This window comes from Alloalcanivorax venustensis ISO4, from assembly GCF_015356855.1.
Classification (GTDB): Bacteria; Pseudomonadota; Gammaproteobacteria; order Pseudomonadales; family Alcanivoracaceae; genus Alloalcanivorax; species Alloalcanivorax venustensis.
Genome location: NZ_ARXR01000009.1, coordinates 26,480 through 45,058 on the forward strand (window position 1 = coordinate 26,480; position 18,579 = coordinate 45,058).

Below are 18,579 nucleotides of genomic sequence, written 5' to 3' on the forward strand. Positions count from 1 at the left end.
AGCGGCGTATGGTACGGCGTGCGGGACGCCAGGCGCCAGACGCCGCTCCCACAAGGCACTCCGTAGCGGCTACAATCATGCCTCGACGCGCCCGCGGGCGATGCAATGATTTTCAAGGAAAGGAGCCGCCACCATGACCACTCTGGGCACCCCCCATGCGCCCGGCGCCACTCGCGTGCTGCTGCTGGGCTCCGGCGAACTGGGCAAAGAGGTCAGCATCGAGCTGATGCGGCTGGGCTGTGAAGTGATCGCCGTGGACCGCTACGCCAACGCGCCGGCCATGCAGGTGGCCCACCGCAGCCACGTGATCGACATGCTCGACGGCGCCGCGATACGGGGCGTGGTGGAACAGGAGCGGCCGCACTTCATCGTGCCGGAGATCGAGGCCATCGCCACTGACGAGCTGCTCAAGCTGGAGCAGGAAGGCGTCACCGTGGTGCCCACCGCCCGCGCCGCCAGCCTGACCATGAACCGCGAAGGCATCCGCCGGCTGGCGGCGGAAGAGCTGGGCCTGAACACGTCGCCCTACCGTTTCGCCGGCAACCGGGAGGAGTACCTGGCGGCGGTGCGTGAGATCGGCCTGCCCTGTGTGGTGAAACCGGTGATGTCGTCCTCCGGCAAGGGCCAGAGCCTGGTGAAACAGGAGCAGGACATCGACGACGCCTGGGACTACGCGCAGTCCGGCGGCCGCGCCGGCCAGGGCCGGGTGATCGTGGAAGGGTTCGTGGATTTCGAATACGAGATTACCCTGCTGACCGTGCGCCACCGGGACGGCACCTCGTTCTGCGCGCCCATCGGCCACCGCCAGGAGGACGGCGATTACCGCGAGTCCTGGCAGCCGCAGCCGATGAACGACGCCGCCCTGGTGGAGGCGGAACGGCAGGCCAAAGCGGTCACCGACGCCCTGGGCGGGCGCGGCCTGTTCGGCGTGGAGTTCTTCGTCAAAGGCGACCAGGTGTGGTTCAGTGAGGTGTCACCGCGCCCCCACGACACCGGCCTGGTGACGCTGATGTCCCAGGACCTGTCGGAGTTCGCGCTGCATGCCCGCGCCATTCTCGGCCTGCCGGTGCCGTTGATCGAACAGCGGGGGCCATCCGCGTCCTCGGTGCTGATGGTGAAAGGCGAGTCCACCGACATGCGCTACGGCAATCTGGACGAGGCCCTGGCGCAGCCGGACACCGACCTGCGCCTGTTCGGCAAGCCGGAAGTCAGCGGCAGCCGCCGCCTGGGCGTCGCCGTGGCCCGCGCCGACAGCGTGGAACGCGCCCGCGTCAAAGCGAACAAAGTGATTGCCGCCATCAAGGTCGAGCTATAACGGCCCGGCGTTTTCAATTCAACGGAGAGGTTTTTCATGTATCGGGATACGCACAGCAAGATCATCGGCTATCTGCTCTGGATCTTCGGCTTCATGGGCGCCCACCGTTTCTACTACGGACGGCAGATCACCGGCACCATCTGGTTCTTCACCCTGGGCCTGTTTTTTATCGGCTGGATCATCGACCTGTTTCTGATTCCCGGCATGGATGAGTCCGCGGACATCCGCTACCGCTCAGGGCCCACGGACTACAACATCACCTGGATTCTGCTGACGTTTCTCGGCGTGTTCGGCCTGCACCGGTTCTACATGGGCAAATGGATCACCGGCATCATCTACCTGCTGACGGTGGGTCTGTTCGGGCTGGGGATTCTCTATGACTACTGGACCCTGAACGGGCAGATCAGCAGCAAGAACATGATGCACGGGTCGCTTTAAAGGGGGTATGCAGGCCGGCGGGATTCCACGCGTCTCTGGAATCCCGCCGGGTGGCTCTTGCCAACTTTGCGCGGGCGAGGCCCGCTCCCACAATTTTTCTCTCAGTTTTTCATGGCGTATTTGCCGGCGCCGAGGAAGAACAGCGCCACCGCGTTGAACAGGTAGAACGCCTGCAGCTCGATCGCCCAACCGCCGGTTTTGCTGAGCGCGAACAGTTCGTTCATGTGCGCCATCAGCAGCGCCACCAGCATGTTGCCCACGATCAATACCGCGCCGATCCGGGTGTAATAGCCGATGATGATCATCACCGGAGCGATCACTTCACCGATAAACACCCCATAGGCGAGAAAACCCGGCAGCCCATAACCCTGCAACGAACCGGAAATCCAGCCCACGCCGCTTTCCAGCTTGGCGATGCCGTGCAGCAACAACAGCAGCCCCAAGGTCAGGCGCAGAATCAATTTGCCCAAATCGGCGTTTTGCATATTCCCTCCTCGCTTTTAGAAGTCATCGTTATTGCCGCCTATTGAACGGTTTTGCCGGAGAAAAGAAAAGCAGCCGGCCCACACTTTCGCTATTCATGCACAGTCCGGTCTCAGTCCGTCGGCGCACTTTTCTTCACGCGGCCTATTTACATGATGGTCATCATCATTATATAAATGACGCTCATCATCAAAAAGCGACCGCCAAGCGCAAGAGGTCCAGCATGAGAGTCAGCAAGGAACAGGCCGCCGCCAACCGTGAGCAGATCGTCCACCAGGCCGCCCGTTTGTTTCGCGAACGGGGCTTCGACGGCATCGGCGTGGCCGAACTGATGAAGAACGCCGGCCTGACCCACGGCGGCTTCTACGGCCATTTCGACTCCAAGGAACAGCTGATGGCGGAAGCCTGCGAGTACGCCATCGGCGTCACCGGGCGACGCTGGCGACGGCTGGTCAGCGACAGCGACGGACCGTCCATGGACACCCTGGCCCGCCGCTACCTGTCCAAACGCCACCGCGACGCCCCCGGGGATGGCTGCGTGCTGGCCGCCCTGGCCGGCGATGCCGCGCGACAAAGCCCGCCGGTGCGCGCCGCCTTCACCGGCAGCGTAAAGCGCTTTATCGACCTGCTCGGCAATGCCCTTCCCACCCGCGCCAAAGCCGCCCGCCGGCAGAAGGCGGTGGCCGCCTGCGCCGCCATGGTGGGTGCGCTGGTGCTGTCCCGGGCGGTGGACGACCCGGCGCTTTCCGAAGAATTCCTAGACGCCGTGGCCGCCCAGCTGCCCGGCACGCACTAACCCCGGATTTTTTAACTCGAACATTGGAGTAAAACCATGAGCGAAGCCGCACTGAACGGCCTGGAAACCCTGCAAATGCTGATGCGGGAGAAGCGTAACCCGGCCATCGGCGACACCCTGGATTTCACCCTGGTGGAAGTGGAAAAAGGCCGCGCCGTGTTCGAAGGCACGCCCTCGGAGAAAGTCTATAACCCGATCGGCTCGGTGCACGGCGGCTACGCCGCCGCCCTGCTGGATTCCGCCTGCGGCTGCGCGGTGCACGCCAGCCTGGACGCCGACCAGGCCTATACCACGGCGGAACTGAAAGTGGCCTACCACCGGGGCATGACCAAGGACACCGGCCCGGTGCGCGCCGAAGGCACGGTGATCACCCTGGGCCGCCGCCTCGGCTTCGCCGAAGCCCGCCTCACCGACCGCAACGGCAAGCTCTACGCCAGCGCCACCTCCACCCTGTTGATCATGCAGCGGTGACCACCGTGAACCAGGCCGCCACCCTGAGCCCGCCGCGCGCCCTGCCGAATGCGCGCACCCGGATGATTCTGGAGGCGCCGGTGCTGCCCACCCTGCTGGCGCTGGCGGCCCCCAACCTGGTGGTGATGCTGGCCCAGGCACTGGCCAATTTCCTGGAAAGTTACTACGTCGGCCTGCTGGGCGTGGACGCCCTGGCCGGCGCCGCCCTGGTGTTTCCGCTGGTAATGCTGATGATGATGATGTCCGCCGGCGGTATCGGCGGCGGCATCTCCTCGGCGGTGGCCCGCTCCCTGGGCGCCGGCGATCAGGACAAGGCCGACGCCCTGGCCCTGCATGCGGTGGTGATCGTGCTGGTCTTCGGGCTGGTCTGCTCGGCGATCGTGATCGGCTTCGCCGTCCCCCTTTACGGGGCGCTGGGCGGACAGGGCGCGGCCCTGGACGCGGCGGTGGCCTATTCCAACGCGCTGTTCTGCGGCGTGGTGTTTTTGTGGTTGATGAACGGTTTGTCGGCGGTGCTGCGCGGCGCCGGCAATATGCGCCTGCCGGCCCTGGTGATGGTGGGCGGCGTGCCCCTGCTGTTGGTGCTCTCGCCGGTGCTGATTTTCGGCTTCGGCCCGGTGCCGGCACTGGGTATCACCGGCGCCGGTCTGGCGCTGGCCGGTTATTACCTGATCGCCACGGTGATTCTCGCGGCCACGCTGATCCGTGGGCGCGGCGGCGTGCGGCTGAGTTTGCACCATTCTCTGCGGCGCGCCCTGTTCGGCGAGATCCTCGGCGTCGGTCTGTGGTCGTCGTTGAACACCGTGCTGTCGAATCTGTGCGTGGTGGTGGCCACCTTCTTCGTGGCGCGCACCAGCATGGAGGCGCTGGCCGGCTTCGGCCTGGGCATCCGCATCGAGTATCTGCAGATCCCCATCGTGTTCGGTTTCGGCACCGCCCTGGTGGCGATGGTGGGCATGAACCTGGGCGCCGGCCAGTTCCAGCGCGCCCGGCGCATCGCCTGGACCGGCGCGGCGGTGGCGGCCATCGCCACCGAGACCGTGGGCCTGGCGGCGGCACTGTTCCCACACGCCTGGCTGAGCCTGTTCACCGACGACCCGGAGGCGATCGCCACCGGCGCGCTCTACCTGCGCATCGTCGCGCCCGCCTACGCCTTTCTCGGTGTCGGCCTGGCGCTGTATTTCGCTTCCCAGGGCGCCGGACGCATGGGCTGGCCGCTGTTCGCCAGCGTCGTGCGGCTGACGGTGCTGGCCCTCGGCTGCGCGCTGGTGGCCTGGTGGCTGCCGGGCAACCTGGCCGCGCTGTGCGCGGTGATGGTGGCCGCCCTGGTGGCGATGGCGTTGTTCAACGGCTTGCCCTGGCTGCGACAGGCACCGGGCGGGCCTGACACAGGAGACACACCATGAAAGCCGTTATCGCGGGCTACGCCCGATCCCCGTTTCACTTCGCCAACAAAGGCCTGCTCGCCCGGGTACGTCCGGACGATCTCGCCAGCCAGGTGGTCAAGGCGCTGCTCGCCCGCACCGACCTGGACCCGGCGCTGCTCGAAGATGTGATTCTCGGCTGCGCCTACCCGGAGGCGTCCCAGGGCAACAACCTGGCGCGCATCGTCGGCCTGCTCAGCGGCCTGCCCCAGGAGGTGGGCGGCATGACCGTGAACCGCTTCTGCGGCTCGTCCATGTCGGCGATCCATATTGCCGCCGCCAACATCGAGGCCGGCCTGGGCGACGCCTTCCTATGCGTGGGCGTGGAATCGATGACGCAGGTACCCCAGGGCGGCTTTAACTTCTCGCCCAACCCCTCGCTCCAGGAACAGACCGACGCCTATGTGTCCATGGGCCGCACCGCCGAGAACGTGGCGCAACGCTACAGCATTCCCCGCGCTGAACAGGAACGGATGGCGCTGGAATCCCACCACAAGGCCGCCGCCGCCCGGGAGCAGGGGCGCCTGCGCGACGAGATCGTGCGCATCCAGACCGGCACCGGCGAGTGGATCACCGAGGACGGCTGCATCCGGCCCAACACCTCCCTGGAAGCCTTGGCCAAGCTGCCGCCGGCGTTCGATGAGAACGGCGTGGTCACCGCCGGCACCTCGTCGCCGCTCACCGACGGCGCCTCCGCCGTACTGGTCACCAGCGACGACTTCGCCGCCCGCCACAACCTGACCCCGAGCGCGCGCATCCGCGCCGTGGCCAGCGCCGGCTGCGACCCGGCGGTGATGGGCCTGGGCCCGATCCCCGCCACGCAGAAAGCGCTGGCCAGGGCCGGCCTGAACGCCGACGACCTGGGCGTGGTGGAGATCAACGAGGCATTCGCCTCCCAGGCGCTGGCCTGCATCGGCGACCTGAATCTGGACCCGGCCACCGTCAACCTGGACGGCGGTGGCATGGCCATCGGCCACCCGCTGGGCGCCACCGGCGCGCGCATCACCGGCAAAGCGGCGGCGCTGCTGCAACGGGAAAAGGTGAAGTACGCCCTCGCCACCCAATGCATCGGCGGCGGCCAGGGCGTGGCCACCATTCTGGAAGCGCTGTAAATGCGACGCTGGCACTACGCCTGGGTGATCGCCGGCGTCACCTTCCTGACCATGCTTTCCGCCTCGGCGGCGCTGGGTTTGCCGGGGGCGTTTCTGCGCCCCCTGGGGGAAGAGTTCGGCTGGAACACGGAGCAGATTTCCACCGCGCTGGCGATCCGCTTCGTGCTGTTCGGGCTGATGGGGCCGTTCTCGGCCCTGTTTATAGAACGCTTCGGGCTGCGCCCGATTATGGCCGGGGCGCTGCTGTCCGTGGCCGGCGGGCTGGGCCTGTCCACGCAAATGAGCGAAGTCTGGCATCTGATTCTGCTGTGGGGCGTGCTGCTGGGCCTGGGCTCCGGGCTGATCGCCCTGGTGCTGGGCGCGGTGGTCGCCAACCGCTGGTTCGAGCAGCGGCGCGGCCTGGTGCTGGGCATGCTCACCGCCAGCGTCGCCACCGGCCAGTTGTTGTTCCTGCCCCTGGCCACCTGGCTGATCGAGGTGGTGGGCTGGCGCTGGGCGCTGATGCCGGTGGTGCTGTGCTGCCTGCTGGTGGCGGCGCTGGTATGGCTGCTGGTGCGCGACCATCCCCGCGACCTGGGCCTGCGCCCCTTCGGCGCCCATGCCGACACCTCGGTGGAAGCGCCGCCCGCCGCCGGCGTCGCGCCGATGTCTTTCCTGGAGCCGCTGCGGCTGCTGCGCGGCGCGCTTAAGAACCGGGTGTTCTGGGTGCTGTTCGGCACCTTCTTTATCTGCGGGCTGAGCACCAACGGCCTGATCCAGACCCACTTCATCGCCCTGTGCGGCGACTTCGGCATGGCGCCGCTGCCCGCCGCCTCGGTGCTGGCGATGATGGGCGCCTTCGACCTGGTGGGCACCATCCTCTCCGGCTGGCTGTCCGACCGCTTCGACTGCCGCAAACTGCTGTTCTGGTATTACGGCCTGCGCGGCCTGAGCCTGTTCTGGCTGCCCTACTCCGACTTCACCCTGTACGGGCTGGGCCTGTTCGCCATGTTCTACGGCCTCGACTGGATCGCCACCGTGCCGCCCACCATCAAGCTGGCCGGCCAGGCGTTCGGCCCGCAAAAAGCCGGCATGCTGTTCGGCTGGATCTTCGCCGGCCACCAGCTCGGCGGCGCCGTGGCGGCCTACGGCGCGGGCCTGTCGCGCACCCTGCTGCTCACCTACACCCCCGCGCTGTTCGCCGCCGGCGCCGCCTGCGTGCTCGCCGCCCTGGCGGTGTTCCTGATCCGCAAATCGGAAACCTCGCCGCCCCCGGCGTACACCAAGGGCGCCGGATAGGCGATACTGCGGCGGAGCCCAGAAACAGGAGAACCTTGTGTCCGCTTCCCCGATCCTTGTCGAAACCGACGGCCCGGTCCGCACGATCATTATTAACCGGCCGGACAAGCGTAACGCCGTGGACCGCCCCACCGCCGACGCCCTGCGCGACGCCTTTCAGGCGTTCGAGGACGACGACACCGTCAGCGTGGCGGTGCTCGCCGGCGCCGGCGGCAACTTCTGCGCCGGCGCCGACCTGGCCGCCCTGGGCGACCCGCAACGCCGCAACGAAGTCGAACCGAAAGGCACCGGCCCCGGCCCCATGGGCCCGTCGCGCATGTTGCTCAGCAAACCGGTGATCGCCGCGGTCTCCGGCTACGCCGTGGCCGGCGGCCTGGAGCTGGCGCTGTTCTGTGACCTGCGGGTGGCGGAGGCCTCCGCCGTGTTCGGCGTGTTCTGCCGACGCTGGGGCGTACCGCTGATCGACGGCGGCACCGTACGCCTGCCGCGTATCGTCGGCCAGGGCCACGCTATGGACATGATCCTCACCGGCCGCCCGGTGCACGCCGACGAAGCCCTGCGCATGGGCCTCGCCAACCGCGTGGTCGACGACGGCGAAGGCCTGGAAAGCGCCCAGGCCCTGGCCCACAGCATCGCCGGCTTCCCACAACGCTGCCTGCGCGCCGACCGGCTCTCCGCCTACCAGCAATGGGACCAGCCCCTGGCGGACGCGCTGGCCCGCGAAGGCGCCGGCGGCTACCCGATCGTCTTCGAAGAAGCCATCGCCGGCGCCGAACGCTTCGCCAAAGGCGCCGGCCGCCACGGCGAGTTCGAATAAAACCCCGAAGCAGCCGACACTCAGCAGTCGCCGATGCGCTTGCCGCTCAGCTCCATGCGCATGTTCATCGGCCCCATGGGGCTCTTCATATCACCCGTCATGGTGCCCTCCATGGTGTCGCCCTGGAGCTTGAGGTCCGCCGACATCGTATAGGGCGAACCGTCCGGCCCCGGACAGCTCAGCGTATAACGCAACCGTGACCGGCTCTGCTCCAGCTCGGACACCTCACAGTCCTTCAGCTCATCACCGCCGAACAGGTCCGGATCGGTCACGTCTTCCTGGCGCACGCAGTCCTTGTTCTTCATGGTCCGGGCCGGCATCGCCTGGCCACCGGCGCTCATCGTCATGGTGGTCTCATATTCCCACTGGCCAGGGTTAATGTTGGGCGTTTCCGCCGAAACCAGTGCAGGCGCAGTGATCAGCAGGGCCACGACACAAGCCTTTGAAATCGACATCCTCATGGTTGTTCTCCTTTCGGTATATCATGTAATCAATCGTAGGTCCGCCGAACGTCGCATAGTATCCCCCGAACGAGGCAGCCCACGTGCGGAAAACGTCTGTCCCACACGGCTCCAATGGCCCTTCATGACAATAAAAATATAAATGGAGTCACGATATAGCCGAAAATGGCAGCTCCCAAAAAGAACCAAAATGTCCTCTGGTCCTGCCTTAGATAGCTGATATTCGCACTGACCGGGCAAACGAATACACGATCTGGCATTTCCGCTTCCTCCGCCTTTTCTTTTGATGAAAAGGGACGTCCTCCAAAAAGAAAATACGTATTACCTTCGTATTTTTCACCTTGATGAAAATAGTGGTATTTAACAGTAACAATCCAAACCCTACGATCACCAACCTTCACCTCGTTTACTAATTTTTCAGTGTCTTTACTTGGAACCCTGGGCCAGAATCTAGCCCAGCACATAGTCATAAAAATCACGAGAGAGAGTGAAGAAATGGCCGCCAAAAAAAAAGCGATTATTTCGTATATCACGCATAACCTCTGAAAAATCTAATATGATTAGACGAAAAATACCTACTATTAAAGTTAATAAGAAGCACTGTTATGATAGCAGCAAAGACTAGGCCCGCGATCGCAGCAGCAACAGGCCCTCCAATAACACTAAACGCAGCCGCCGTCACAATGGATGTTGACGCATAAGCAAACATCGCGGTTGAAATACGACCAATCTTGCTAGAAATACTTAACGAATCATCCCCCAGCGCGCCCAAAGTCTCGACAAAAAGGGATATCACTCCGAGTATAGAAACGTATCTTGCTTGCCTAGCCAAAGTCCTTAGTCTTTCTGAGAAAACTGGCTGGCCAGTTTTTCCACTCATAGTAATCCCCCCTAAGAAACCCAACAGAGCAGCTATGATTACAGATAGGAATCCGCCGTTCTCGCCGCCGGCGATAAGGTAGCCGCCGGCGCCGGTTTCGGGGTCGATGACCATATAGCCGGCGGAGGGGCGCCCGTGGAAGTTGATGGTGTCTTCGTGGGCGGTGACTTCCTTGCCGGTGCGGACAGCATTGCGGATGTCGGCCTCCACGGAGCTGCTCAGGTTGAGGGCGGCCATGGCCTGGCTAAGGTTGCTCTGGGTGATGGTCCAGATTTTCTGGCCTTCCGCCGCCGCCAGCTGCAGGGCCTTTACGGCGCTGATGCCGTGGGCGGGGTTGTCTTCGGTGCTGTACATTTCTTCCGGGACGAGATGTTCCATGGCGGACATACGGGCGCCGGTGGCGCGGTTGAAGGCCACCCAGCGTTCCCGGTTGTTGTCTTTGTCGACGCGGATGCTGCTCATATGGTCCACGTCCATGGTCAGGCCGCTGGCTTTTACGTCGCGGGGCATGCCGAACCAGTATTGCGGTTGCAGGCTGGTTTTGAACAGGCCGTAGCTGGGCGCTCTGTAGCCAACGCTGTTGGCTTGCCGTTCGCCGATCTGGTCCTGCATGTCGTTGAGTGCGAAGTAGCCGAGGATGGTGCTGTAGAGCATGTCACCCACCAGCTGTTGCTTGGTGAGGCCGGTGTAGTCCTCGGCATCCAACTTGGCCCGGGTGTCTTCCAGGCTGGTTTCGAGATCTTCCGCGGCCTGGGCGCTAATGCCTTGCAGGTCCAGGGCGAGCGCGCGGTATTCACCGGCGATCGGGTTGTTTTCCGAAGTGTCCCAGCCCCGGCCCGGCTGCCAGTAGCCCATCTCCGAAATTAAGCCGGACCCCATAGTCACTTCCACGTCCGGGTTGGCGACAATGTCTTCGTCGACGGCGAGCTCAGCCTTCAGGTTGATCAGGTAGCCGGGCAGCGTGTCGGGGAGCTGGCCCGGATCCAGTTCACCCTCTTCATCCGGTTGCGGCAGATACCCTGCCAGGGTGTCTTCGTCTTCCTGCGTGGCGGGAGAGAAAGACACTGAGAGCTTTCTGCCGGCGAGCGCCACGGTGGGCTCTTCGATGGTGAATAGCTCGGTGCCTTTGTAGCCGTTGGCGTCGGTGTGCAGTTGGTACTTGAACTTCCAGCGCAGTGAATCCGAGAGTTCCGGCGTGGTCAGTTGGCGAGTGATCCGCTGGTAGGGCAGTGAAGGGGCCAGTTGTTCGTGAATCACTTCCTTGATGCCTTTGCTCCCCAATACTTCACCTACGGTGGCGTCCGGGGCCTGGCTGTCGATGTAGGCTTCCAGTTCCGCGCGATAGTCCTCCAGGCTGTCTTCGATGGCACCGCCGGGCACGCCTTGCACCCAGCCTTCTTCTTCGTTGATGGTGCTTTGCTGTTCGATGGTGTCGGCCAGCGCTTGCGCATCGAACGGCACCTCCTGGTCCAGCGCCATGCCGTCACCGTAGTCGTACTGTTTAAAGCTAGCATCCATTGGGATCCAGCTATCGCCCTGGCGATGGTCCGCGCCACGGCTCGGGTGGAAGTCCACCCAGGCTTCCACCCAGACGTGCTCCAATCGGAAGCTGTCGACGCGGCCTCCACGGGTCATGGCTGTATTTGGGATGCCGCCCTGGCCGAGCAGGTTGCCGGCCGCGCCGGGAGCACGGACGCCACCCACCCAGTTCATTACCTGGTCCGCGGGTATTTCCACGGTGCCCATGGCGTAGCGCGCCGGTATTTCAGAGGCACGCAGCAGCGCAATCAGAAGGCTGGCGGTGTCGAAAGCGTTACCGCGACGGTTTTCCAAGGTGTATTCGGAGCCCTGGATGGAGCCGTAGCTGGGAATGAACTCGATGTTATTGCGCACCCACTGATAGATCGCCACGGGCTCGTGATTCAGCTCTTCCGCCAGCGCTTCGATGGCCGGCGTGATATCCGCGTCCAGGGTGCTCGCCAGATGCTCCTCGTCGGGGGCCACCGCGCTTTCCAACAGGAGACCGTCCATGGATGCCGATGAACTGGCGACCTGAGCCCCCATATCGAACAGGGGAAGCCCGCTGCTGCGGCTTAACTCGGAGGCGCTGTTCGCGGGGGCACGGGTCTGGTCCGGATCCGGGGTTCGCCAGGGGAGTTTGTTCGGGTCGAAGGGGTCACGGGGCTTCTCCATGCGGAACGGCTCCAGGAAACCGACCAGCTCCGCGGTGGCGTCGCTCTGGGCGGTCAGTGACTCTGAGCCGGTTACCGACTGCAATTGCTTTTTCAAATGCTGATAACGCTGGAGATAGTCCGCTACTGCGCGTTCGTGGCGGTCCCGAATTCGAGTACTGGCGTTGTTTTTCTCCAGCCGGGCCTCGGTTTCTTTAAAACCGGCCAACGCTTGCTGGTGCATCGCATTCGCTTTTTCCTGCAACCAGACAAGGCGCTCCGTAGCCAGCGCTTCGTCGCCAAGCCCCAGCGCCCGGGCAGCGCGCGCCATGATTCCGGAGTCCTCGCCGAGTCGCTCGTTGATAGTCTGTTGTTGCTGACGCGCCTGGTCGCGAATGCCGCGCAATACCTGCTCGAAGGTCTGATGCCGGGCTTCCCAGCGGGCCTGTTCCTGCTGCTCCTTGTGGCGCTCGGCCTCAATGGCCAGCGCCCAGGAGGGCCAGATGACGGCGTTAAGCAGCAAAAGGGTGGTTGCCAGGGCCACGGTGCGGCACAACGCACCGGCGCGACGGATCTGTTCCATGATGGTCTCCCCCAGAGAAGGTCCTTTTCCGAATGTTGGTTTCATGGGCGAATCCCCCGAATCGCCCGATCGAGCTCAAGCCGCAACGCACTGGCATCCGCATGATGGGACGCCGCCAGCGACGAGGTGGCTTTCAGCGCAAAGCGCAACGCTTTTTCCTGTTTGCCTTGGTATAACGCGTGTTTCGCTGAGCCCAGTTCCAGCAGGGCTTTTTTCAAAGCCAGGTCCCAGGGCCTCTGCCAGTAAGCGGAACCGACCTTTTCATGGACCTGACCGAGGTCAGGGACATCCTGGTCCAGCTCCAGGTGAAGCTGCCTTGAAGCCTCCACCTGGTTGCCGGCCTGGTCTTCGCCTTCAAACACGGCCTCCACTCGCAGGCTCTGGTCGCTTTCGTCCGAGGCGATCCAGGCTTGCAGAACGCGAGTCTCCCCAGCCGCCAGGTCAAAGTGCCATTGCCCGTCGTCGCCGGTATCGGGCACCGCGTCCACTAACGTCCCGCCGTTGTCCCAGTTCAGGGCGACGGTGACCATCAAGGCAGGTCCGGTATTCTCGACCGTCAGGCGCAGCGGCACCGGTTCACCGGCGGCCGGGTTCAGAGTGGACGGCGCGGTGTGGTCGAGAGCCTGCTCCATAAGTTCGGCCATCGCCCCTTGTTCTTCACCGCCGGCGTCCGAGACCGTCATTTCCGCGAGCCAGTCAAAGGCCAGGAACACCGTGCGCCCTTCCCCGTATTCATTGAGCGTGACCGCTGGTGTGCTGGGATCCGGATGCGGCCAACCGTGGTGATGGCCGCCATGACGCCCTTTGTGTTGCGATGACGGCTTGAAGTAACCGGCCAGATCCGCCCGATGCAGACGGGTCGCCGGCACCTGGCGCTGCAACAACAGCGGCAACTCACCGGCCTGGGCCAGAGCGCTGTCCAGCAAGGTGATGGTATGGGCCCGATGCGGCTTATGGCCCGGCCCGTGACCGGCCTTCAGGCCCAGGGCCGTGGTCAGGAGCAGCGGGTGCGGCCGGTCGCCGGAAGCATGGATCACGCCTTCGCCGCGGTTTGCCGCTTCGCGAAGGTACTTGGCGTCCCAGTGATTCAGCGGCACACGATCGGCGAGCAGCAGATACTGGTGGTGCTGACCGGCATGAAGCTGCCGCCGGAACGCCTTTGATGAATCCACCAGGGTGTGTGCGCGGCTTGCCAGGAATGTGTCCAGACGGGCGCGCTGCTCGGCGATCGCGGGTTGCTCCAGCTTATTGTCGCGCTGATCGTTCCTGGCGCGTTCCTCCAGAGAGACGTCCACCACCTGGAAATCGCCCAGGTTATCGCCGGGCTCCGGCGGTTTGCCGCAATGGAACTTCTGCTTTCCGGTCGTCAGAGTGTTCCGGAACCAAAGGAAGCGCGGGTAATCCACCATCACCTCAAGGCTGCTCTTACTCTCGAAGCGTTCCGCCAGATCCTCACCGTCGATTCGGATTTCAACGCCGTCGGTGTTCAGATCGCTGATCGTCAGGTCGAGGCGGCGCTCGCCGTCGTTATCCATCTCGCCGTCGAAGAAGCGCGGAGTGGCGGTTTCCAGGTCCCGAATCAGGAACGGACTTTCCAGGGCCTTGGCGTTAACCGTATCCAGCGGCCGAACCGGTTGCTCGAAGTCCGCTTTCAAGGTGATGCCGGTGACGGCTTCACAGGTGGAACGGACCGGGTCCGCCAGCACCAGCAGTCGTGGTGCATCGGAGGCGTATAAACCGGTCTCGATCGACAGCGGCTTCTCCTTAATCTGGAACAACGCCTGGTCCAGTTCCCGGACCTCGCCGTCCAGGCTTACGCTCAATGCACAGGCATGCCGGGTCAGGGTTCGTCCCGCGGTACTGAACGAATCCGTGAACGTAAGAGGTTCATCGCCACTCAGGGTGACCGAGGCGCTTTCAGTGGCCAGGGTTTCGCGGTTGTCCACATCAAGTCGGGTGCGCGTCACCGTCACGGCGCGCGGATCGGCGCCTTCGGGTAACGAGACACGGTAGCGGCAGGTCTGGCTGTCGCCCTGATACACCCACTCTTGCGCCAGGGTGACTTCGCCGGACACGGCAGCCAACGGGTCCCTGACCACATCAAACGTCGCCTGATCCCGCGCCAGCGTTTCCCCATCGGCGTTAAGCAGAGTCCCGGCTACGCTGTGGGTGCCGGGTTGCGTGTTATCCAGCGACACCGCGTCGCTGAACGGCAGCACCTGCGCCACGGCCAGGCTACTTACCGGTCGCTCCTCGTTGAGAAGCACGGCACCATCAGGGCCGCTGACCACAAGCCGATAGCGGGCATTCTGGATCAGGGTGCTGGCGCTGGTATTTTCGAGCAGACTCTCCAGAGCGGCGGTCTCGTCCAGCCGGTAGGACGCCCGCTCGGCACCCACGCGCACATCAGCCACCGGCACGGGTGAGTCACCGCCCTCCCGGATCACCAGGTCCGCGCTGTCGGTATCCAGCGTGCGGCCATCGGCCGCGTAAAGAACAGCCACCGCGCGGTAAGGGCCGGCCACGGTAACGCCGGTGTTCCATTGATCGACCACCCGTTGCGCCTCGCCGGCGGCGAGCTCGGCGACCCCTTGTTCCGGGAAGCCGATCACGCGGACGCCGTCGCTGTCCTCGATATGCAAGGCCACCTGGTAGCCCGCCGGCAGCGCTCCGCTGTTGGTGACCAAAGCGTCCAGCTCCAGCTGCTCGCCCGGCGCCAGGGTGTGGCTCGACAACATAAGCGAGACCTCGCCGAGGCGCGCGGACACGGTCTCGGAGGCGGTATTGTTGCCGGTGTTGCACTCGGAGACCTCTCCGCTGATTTGCGCGCGGACCTGTACCTCGTCATCGGACAACAGGGTCGCGTCGATATCCTCCAACACCACCGTCTGACGGGTACCGGATTCCAGGCCGCCGGTATACTCAACGTCACCGATCACCTGCCCTGCCGATGGATCGCCGTTGTAGAACGTCAACGTGACCGTTTCGGAGATATCCGCCGAGCCGGCGTTGCCCAACACGGCACTGAGGCTGACGGTTTGCCCGTTACCGTTGTCGAGGAGGGTCAGCGCACCCACCGTAAGGTCGGCGATGCGCGTCTCTCTGGAAATCTTGCCGGCGATGCCTTCCATGTACTCTTCATAGCCATCCACCGTGAGGACGAAACCACGCTCGCCGCCCGCGGGCTGGGGGAAGACAATAGTGTTCAGCAGATTTTCGTTCGCACCAGACCCCACGCCGATTGCGTTTAGCACACTAATACCAGCCTGGCGGGCACGCTCGGAGGCAGCCACCGCACGCGACTGGTTGGATTGCCCGTCCGTGGAGACATCAATCACACGCAATGGGGCCGCCGGGCTCGCGTTGGTAATCAGGTCCGAAGCACGATCGATACAGCTGTGGATGCTGGTCCCGCCGCCGCGCTTGTTGATCGCGCGGATCGCATCGCCCACTTCGGCGACGTTGTCTTCTTCAACAATGACCGGATCCAATTCCACGTAGGCGCCGCTGGCGAACTGCGTCACCGACACCCGCACACTGCCATCCCGGGGCACAATATCCGCGTCTTCGATGGCCCGCGCGGTGCCCTCGAGTTGCAGCTGGAACTCCGAACGGCTAACGCTGCCGGAGGAATCCATGCACAGCCCCAGGTCCAGATAGGGCTTCTGATTGTTCACGCACTCGCCGGCGGTGCTTTCCAGGTTATTGCTTTCGGAAAGTTCGGTGATCGATTGCTCTGAATCCAGCATCACCGAAATCGGCGCGTCCCTGAACGGCAGATCCCCCTCGATGGCCAGTTCCAGGTCCAGGGTGGTGTCCACTTCCACCGCTTCAGCGATGGAAAGACTGCCCAGTACGGGCTCGTTATCGACACCCCAGACGCCGTCGCCATCCAGATCACTGAACGCGATCACTTCGAACGGTTGGGTAAGATCGCTGTTACCCCGGTTAATCAGCGTGACGCCCAGCGTACCGCCGGCGGCGAAGGTGGCTTGATTCGAGGTCAGCGCGGCGGTATCCAGGCCCTGTACGGCAAGATCCGGAAGCAGCGCGTCGACGCCGGGATGACGCATGCGGATTTCACCCAGATCAAGCGTGCCGCCGGTGGTCATCACCAGTGGGAATGCCTTGTCCTGATAGTCATCCAGGGAGAAGCGGATTTCATAATCCGCGAGCAGCAGTCCCGGCACCTCGAACGCACCGTCCTGGCCGGTGAGCCCTTCGCCGTTCACGGTGGCACTCCCCGGCGGCCCGACCTGCACCAGCACGCCTTGAAGCGGATCACCGGTGCGCACGTCCACCACACGGCCGGTCACGCTGTTCACCGCTTCGTCCCGAGGCGTGATGGCCACTTCACCCAGATCATTGATGAAGCCGGCCTCCACCGCACCGGATCCGGTCAGTGGCAGGTAGCCATCCATGCTGACTTCCAAACTCACGTCACCGCTCGGCAGCCCTGCAACCTGGAAGCCACCGTCCTGGTCGGTCAGGCTTTCTTCCTGATAGCTGTCGCCTTCCACCAGCACCCGGGCGCCTTCGATGCCGCGCCCGGTGATGGCGTCCACCACCGTGCCGGTAAAGCCGCCGGGCTGTTCGCCGCCGGGGGCGCCTTCCTCGACGAGGCGCGGAGAAAAAGTGATGTCGGCGCCCGGTGAGGCCTGCGCCACGCCGGATGCCGGCGCAAAGCCACCGGCGCTGACCGTCACTGTCAGTTCGCCGTCGTTCAGTTCGTCCAGCTGGTAGAAGCCGTCGGCGCCAGTGGTGGCACTTTTGCTGTCGTTACCGACCTGAGCCGTTACCATCGCCCCGGCGACAGGCTCACCGCCCTCTTGCGCGGTCACCGTACCGGACAGGGTCACATCACCGTCCGGCTGCGGATCCAGAGCCGGGGAAAAAATCAGTGTCTGGCCGGCCACCACCTCGGCCTGGCCCTGGGCCTGCCCGTAACCCGGCGCCGAGGCGGACACCGCAACGCTTCCGGCGGCGACCTCGTCCAGCAAATAGCGTCCATCCGCGCCGGTAATCACCGACGTGCCACCGGCCAGAGCAATGGTTGCCCCGGACAGCGGCGCGCCACTGCGGCGGTCGGTAACCTGCCCGCGTATCAGCCCGGTGGTCACCGGCTCGCCGGTGTCCGGATCGGTGGCACGCACATCCAGTCGGATCTCGCCAAGGTCACGCTTGTCACCGGTCTCCAACACGGTGTTAAGAATCAGCGTGCGATAGCCGGAACGGGATATTTCTACGCGGTAATGGCCGCGCTGAAGATCGGTAAAACGAAAGGCGCCCGCCTGGTCGCTGCGCGCGTCGATGTCCTGTGGACCTTGCAAGGCGATCAGCGCATCGGGCAAGGGCTGGCCGCTGTCCGCGTCGACAATCGTGCCGTTCAGCACCGTGAGATCGGCCGGCGGTTGTGCCGACAAGGCCAGCGCCCGAAGCGCCAGAGCCGTGATGTAGGTGTCACTCTCAAAGTCGCCGGCGGGGTTCTGCCGGCTCGTCAGTTCCGCTATCCAGTCACCGTAAGGGGACCGGTCCACCGCTTCGTTCAGTAGCGGAATCAATGCGAGGGCCAGGCTCTCCGTGTGGGTCACGGCGCCGTTGGCAAGGCGGTTGCTTAAGAACCCACGCGCCTCGGCAAGCGCGCCGGCGATATTGAAGTCACGCCGGAACTCCCACAGCGATTGCATTACCAGGGCACTGGTCTGGACCTGGGAGCTTTCCCCGTCCAGGCCCCAGCCACCGTCTTCGTTCTGGCTATCAAGCAGAAAACCGATGGCCTGGGCCGCCGGCTCACCGGTGATGTTGTACTGCCGCAGCGCGGCGAGAGCGAACGCCGTGCTAAGCGGATCGGGCTGATAGCCCGGGAAGGCACCGAACCCGGAACGCTCGCCCTTGCGGCGCAGCAGTCGATCACGAAGGTCGCCATCAACACCGTTGACAGCGAGCCCCATGAACAAACGCCGCGCCAGATTTTCCGTGCTGGCGTCCGCTTCCGCGGTTTGCAGATAGGCCGGAAGGCCATCGATTAGCGCACCGCCGGACCATTCCGCCGCGCGCCACAGTGCCACCGCCTCCGAGGTGGCCTGAAAACCGATAGCCAGGCTGGCGTCTCCGGCCATGCCGCCATTGTCGGTGACCTGACTGGCCAGCCAGCTGCGGCCTTCCGCCAGACCAGCGTGCGCCGGTGATGAGGCTGCTACCGCCATCAGGACGGCAAAAAGAAAAAACACAACACGAAACCGGAAGCCAGGTCCGGCAAAAGGCGTCTCCATGCCCTACCCCCAAATTGCTATTCCTTGCGCTTTTGATCCCCCACGGACCGAGAGCGGCAAACCTAGAGCCGCCAAAAC

The 18,579-nt window shown here is 64.2% G+C and carries 13 protein-coding genes; 8 read left to right on the forward strand and 5 right to left on the reverse strand.

All coding sequences use genetic code 11. The features are described 5' to 3' along the window. Positions 1-133 precede the first annotated feature (133 nt). Together purT and ISO4_RS07485 are read left to right on the forward strand one after the other, a co-directional pair. Entirely contained in the window at positions 134-1,315 is a 1,182-nt protein-coding gene (gene purT, locus ISO4_RS07480; protein WP_194855745.1) for a formate-dependent phosphoribosylglycinamide formyltransferase, read from the forward strand. Positions 1,316-1,351: 36 nt separating this feature from the next. Continuing rightward, on the forward strand, positions 1,352-1,753 hold the full coding sequence (locus ISO4_RS07485) for an NINE protein (protein ID WP_142948573.1): 402 nt from the start codon (positions 1,352-1,354) through the stop codon (positions 1,751-1,753). Positions 1,754-1,854: 101 nt separating this feature from the next. Here the strand turns inward: ISO4_RS07485 and ISO4_RS07490 are convergent, their stop codons facing one another. Next, entirely contained in the window at positions 1,855-2,238 is a 384-nt protein-coding gene (locus tag ISO4_RS07490) for a DoxX family protein (protein ID WP_142948572.1), read from the reverse strand. Positions 2,239-2,459: 221 nt separating this feature from the next. On the opposite strand from ISO4_RS07490, the gene ISO4_RS07495 reads away from it, so the two are divergent. From ISO4_RS07495 to ISO4_RS07520, 6 genes are read left to right on the forward strand one after another with little or no spacing between them, the layout of a single operon-like run. Continuing rightward, positions 2,460-3,032, forward strand: a complete 573-nt coding sequence (locus tag ISO4_RS07495) for a TetR/AcrR family transcriptional regulator (RefSeq protein ID WP_142948571.1) — start codon at positions 2,460-2,462, stop codon at positions 3,030-3,032. Positions 3,033-3,068: 36 nt separating this feature from the next. Beyond that, a complete protein-coding gene (locus ISO4_RS07500; protein WP_067604838.1) occupies positions 3,069-3,503 on the forward strand; it encodes a PaaI family thioesterase in 435 nt (144 codons plus the stop codon). A gap of 5 nt (positions 3,504-3,508) precedes the next feature. Next, positions 3,509-4,909, forward strand: a complete 1,401-nt coding sequence (locus ISO4_RS07505; RefSeq protein ID WP_323745351.1) for an MATE family efflux transporter — start codon at positions 3,509-3,511, stop codon at positions 4,907-4,909. After that, positions 4,906-6,039 carry a thiolase family protein gene (locus ISO4_RS07510; RefSeq protein WP_142948570.1) on the forward strand — a complete coding sequence of 378 codons (1,134 nt, stop codon included), beginning with the start codon at positions 4,906-4,908 and terminating at the stop codon, positions 6,037-6,039. Before ISO4_RS07505 ends, ISO4_RS07510 begins: the two co-directional genes overlap by 4 nt. Then, entirely contained in the window at positions 6,040-7,317 is a 1,278-nt protein-coding gene (locus ISO4_RS07515) for an MFS transporter (RefSeq protein ID WP_142948569.1), read from the forward strand. Positions 7,318-7,354: 37 nt separating this feature from the next. Then, a complete protein-coding gene (locus ISO4_RS07520; RefSeq protein WP_142948568.1) occupies positions 7,355-8,134 on the forward strand; it encodes a crotonase/enoyl-CoA hydratase family protein in 780 nt (259 codons plus the stop codon). A 20-nt stretch (positions 8,135-8,154) separates the two neighbouring features. On the opposite strand, the gene ISO4_RS07525 is transcribed toward ISO4_RS07520, so the two are convergent. The 4 genes from ISO4_RS07525 to ISO4_RS07540 form a co-directional block, all read right to left on the reverse strand. Beyond that, positions 8,155-8,595 carry a DUF3617 domain-containing protein gene (locus tag ISO4_RS07525; RefSeq protein WP_142948567.1) on the reverse strand — a complete coding sequence of 147 codons (441 nt, stop codon included), beginning with the start codon at positions 8,593-8,595 and terminating at the stop codon, positions 8,155-8,157. 122 nt (positions 8,596-8,717) lie between these two features. Next, positions 8,718-9,128: a hypothetical protein gene (locus tag ISO4_RS07530; RefSeq protein WP_142948566.1), complete on the reverse strand. Its 411-nt coding sequence runs from the start codon at positions 9,126-9,128 to the stop codon at positions 8,718-8,720. Continuing rightward, positions 9,125-12,229: a transglutaminase-like domain-containing protein gene (locus ISO4_RS07535; RefSeq protein WP_228547994.1), complete on the reverse strand. Its 3,105-nt coding sequence runs from the start codon at positions 12,227-12,229 to the stop codon at positions 9,125-9,127. Before ISO4_RS07535 ends, ISO4_RS07530 begins: the two co-directional genes overlap by 4 nt. 41 nt (positions 12,230-12,270) lie before the next feature. Continuing rightward, positions 12,271-18,501, reverse strand: a complete 6,231-nt coding sequence (locus tag ISO4_RS07540; RefSeq protein ID WP_194855747.1) for a carboxypeptidase regulatory-like domain-containing protein — start codon at positions 18,499-18,501, stop codon at positions 12,271-12,273. Positions 18,502-18,579: the final 78 nt, after the last annotated feature.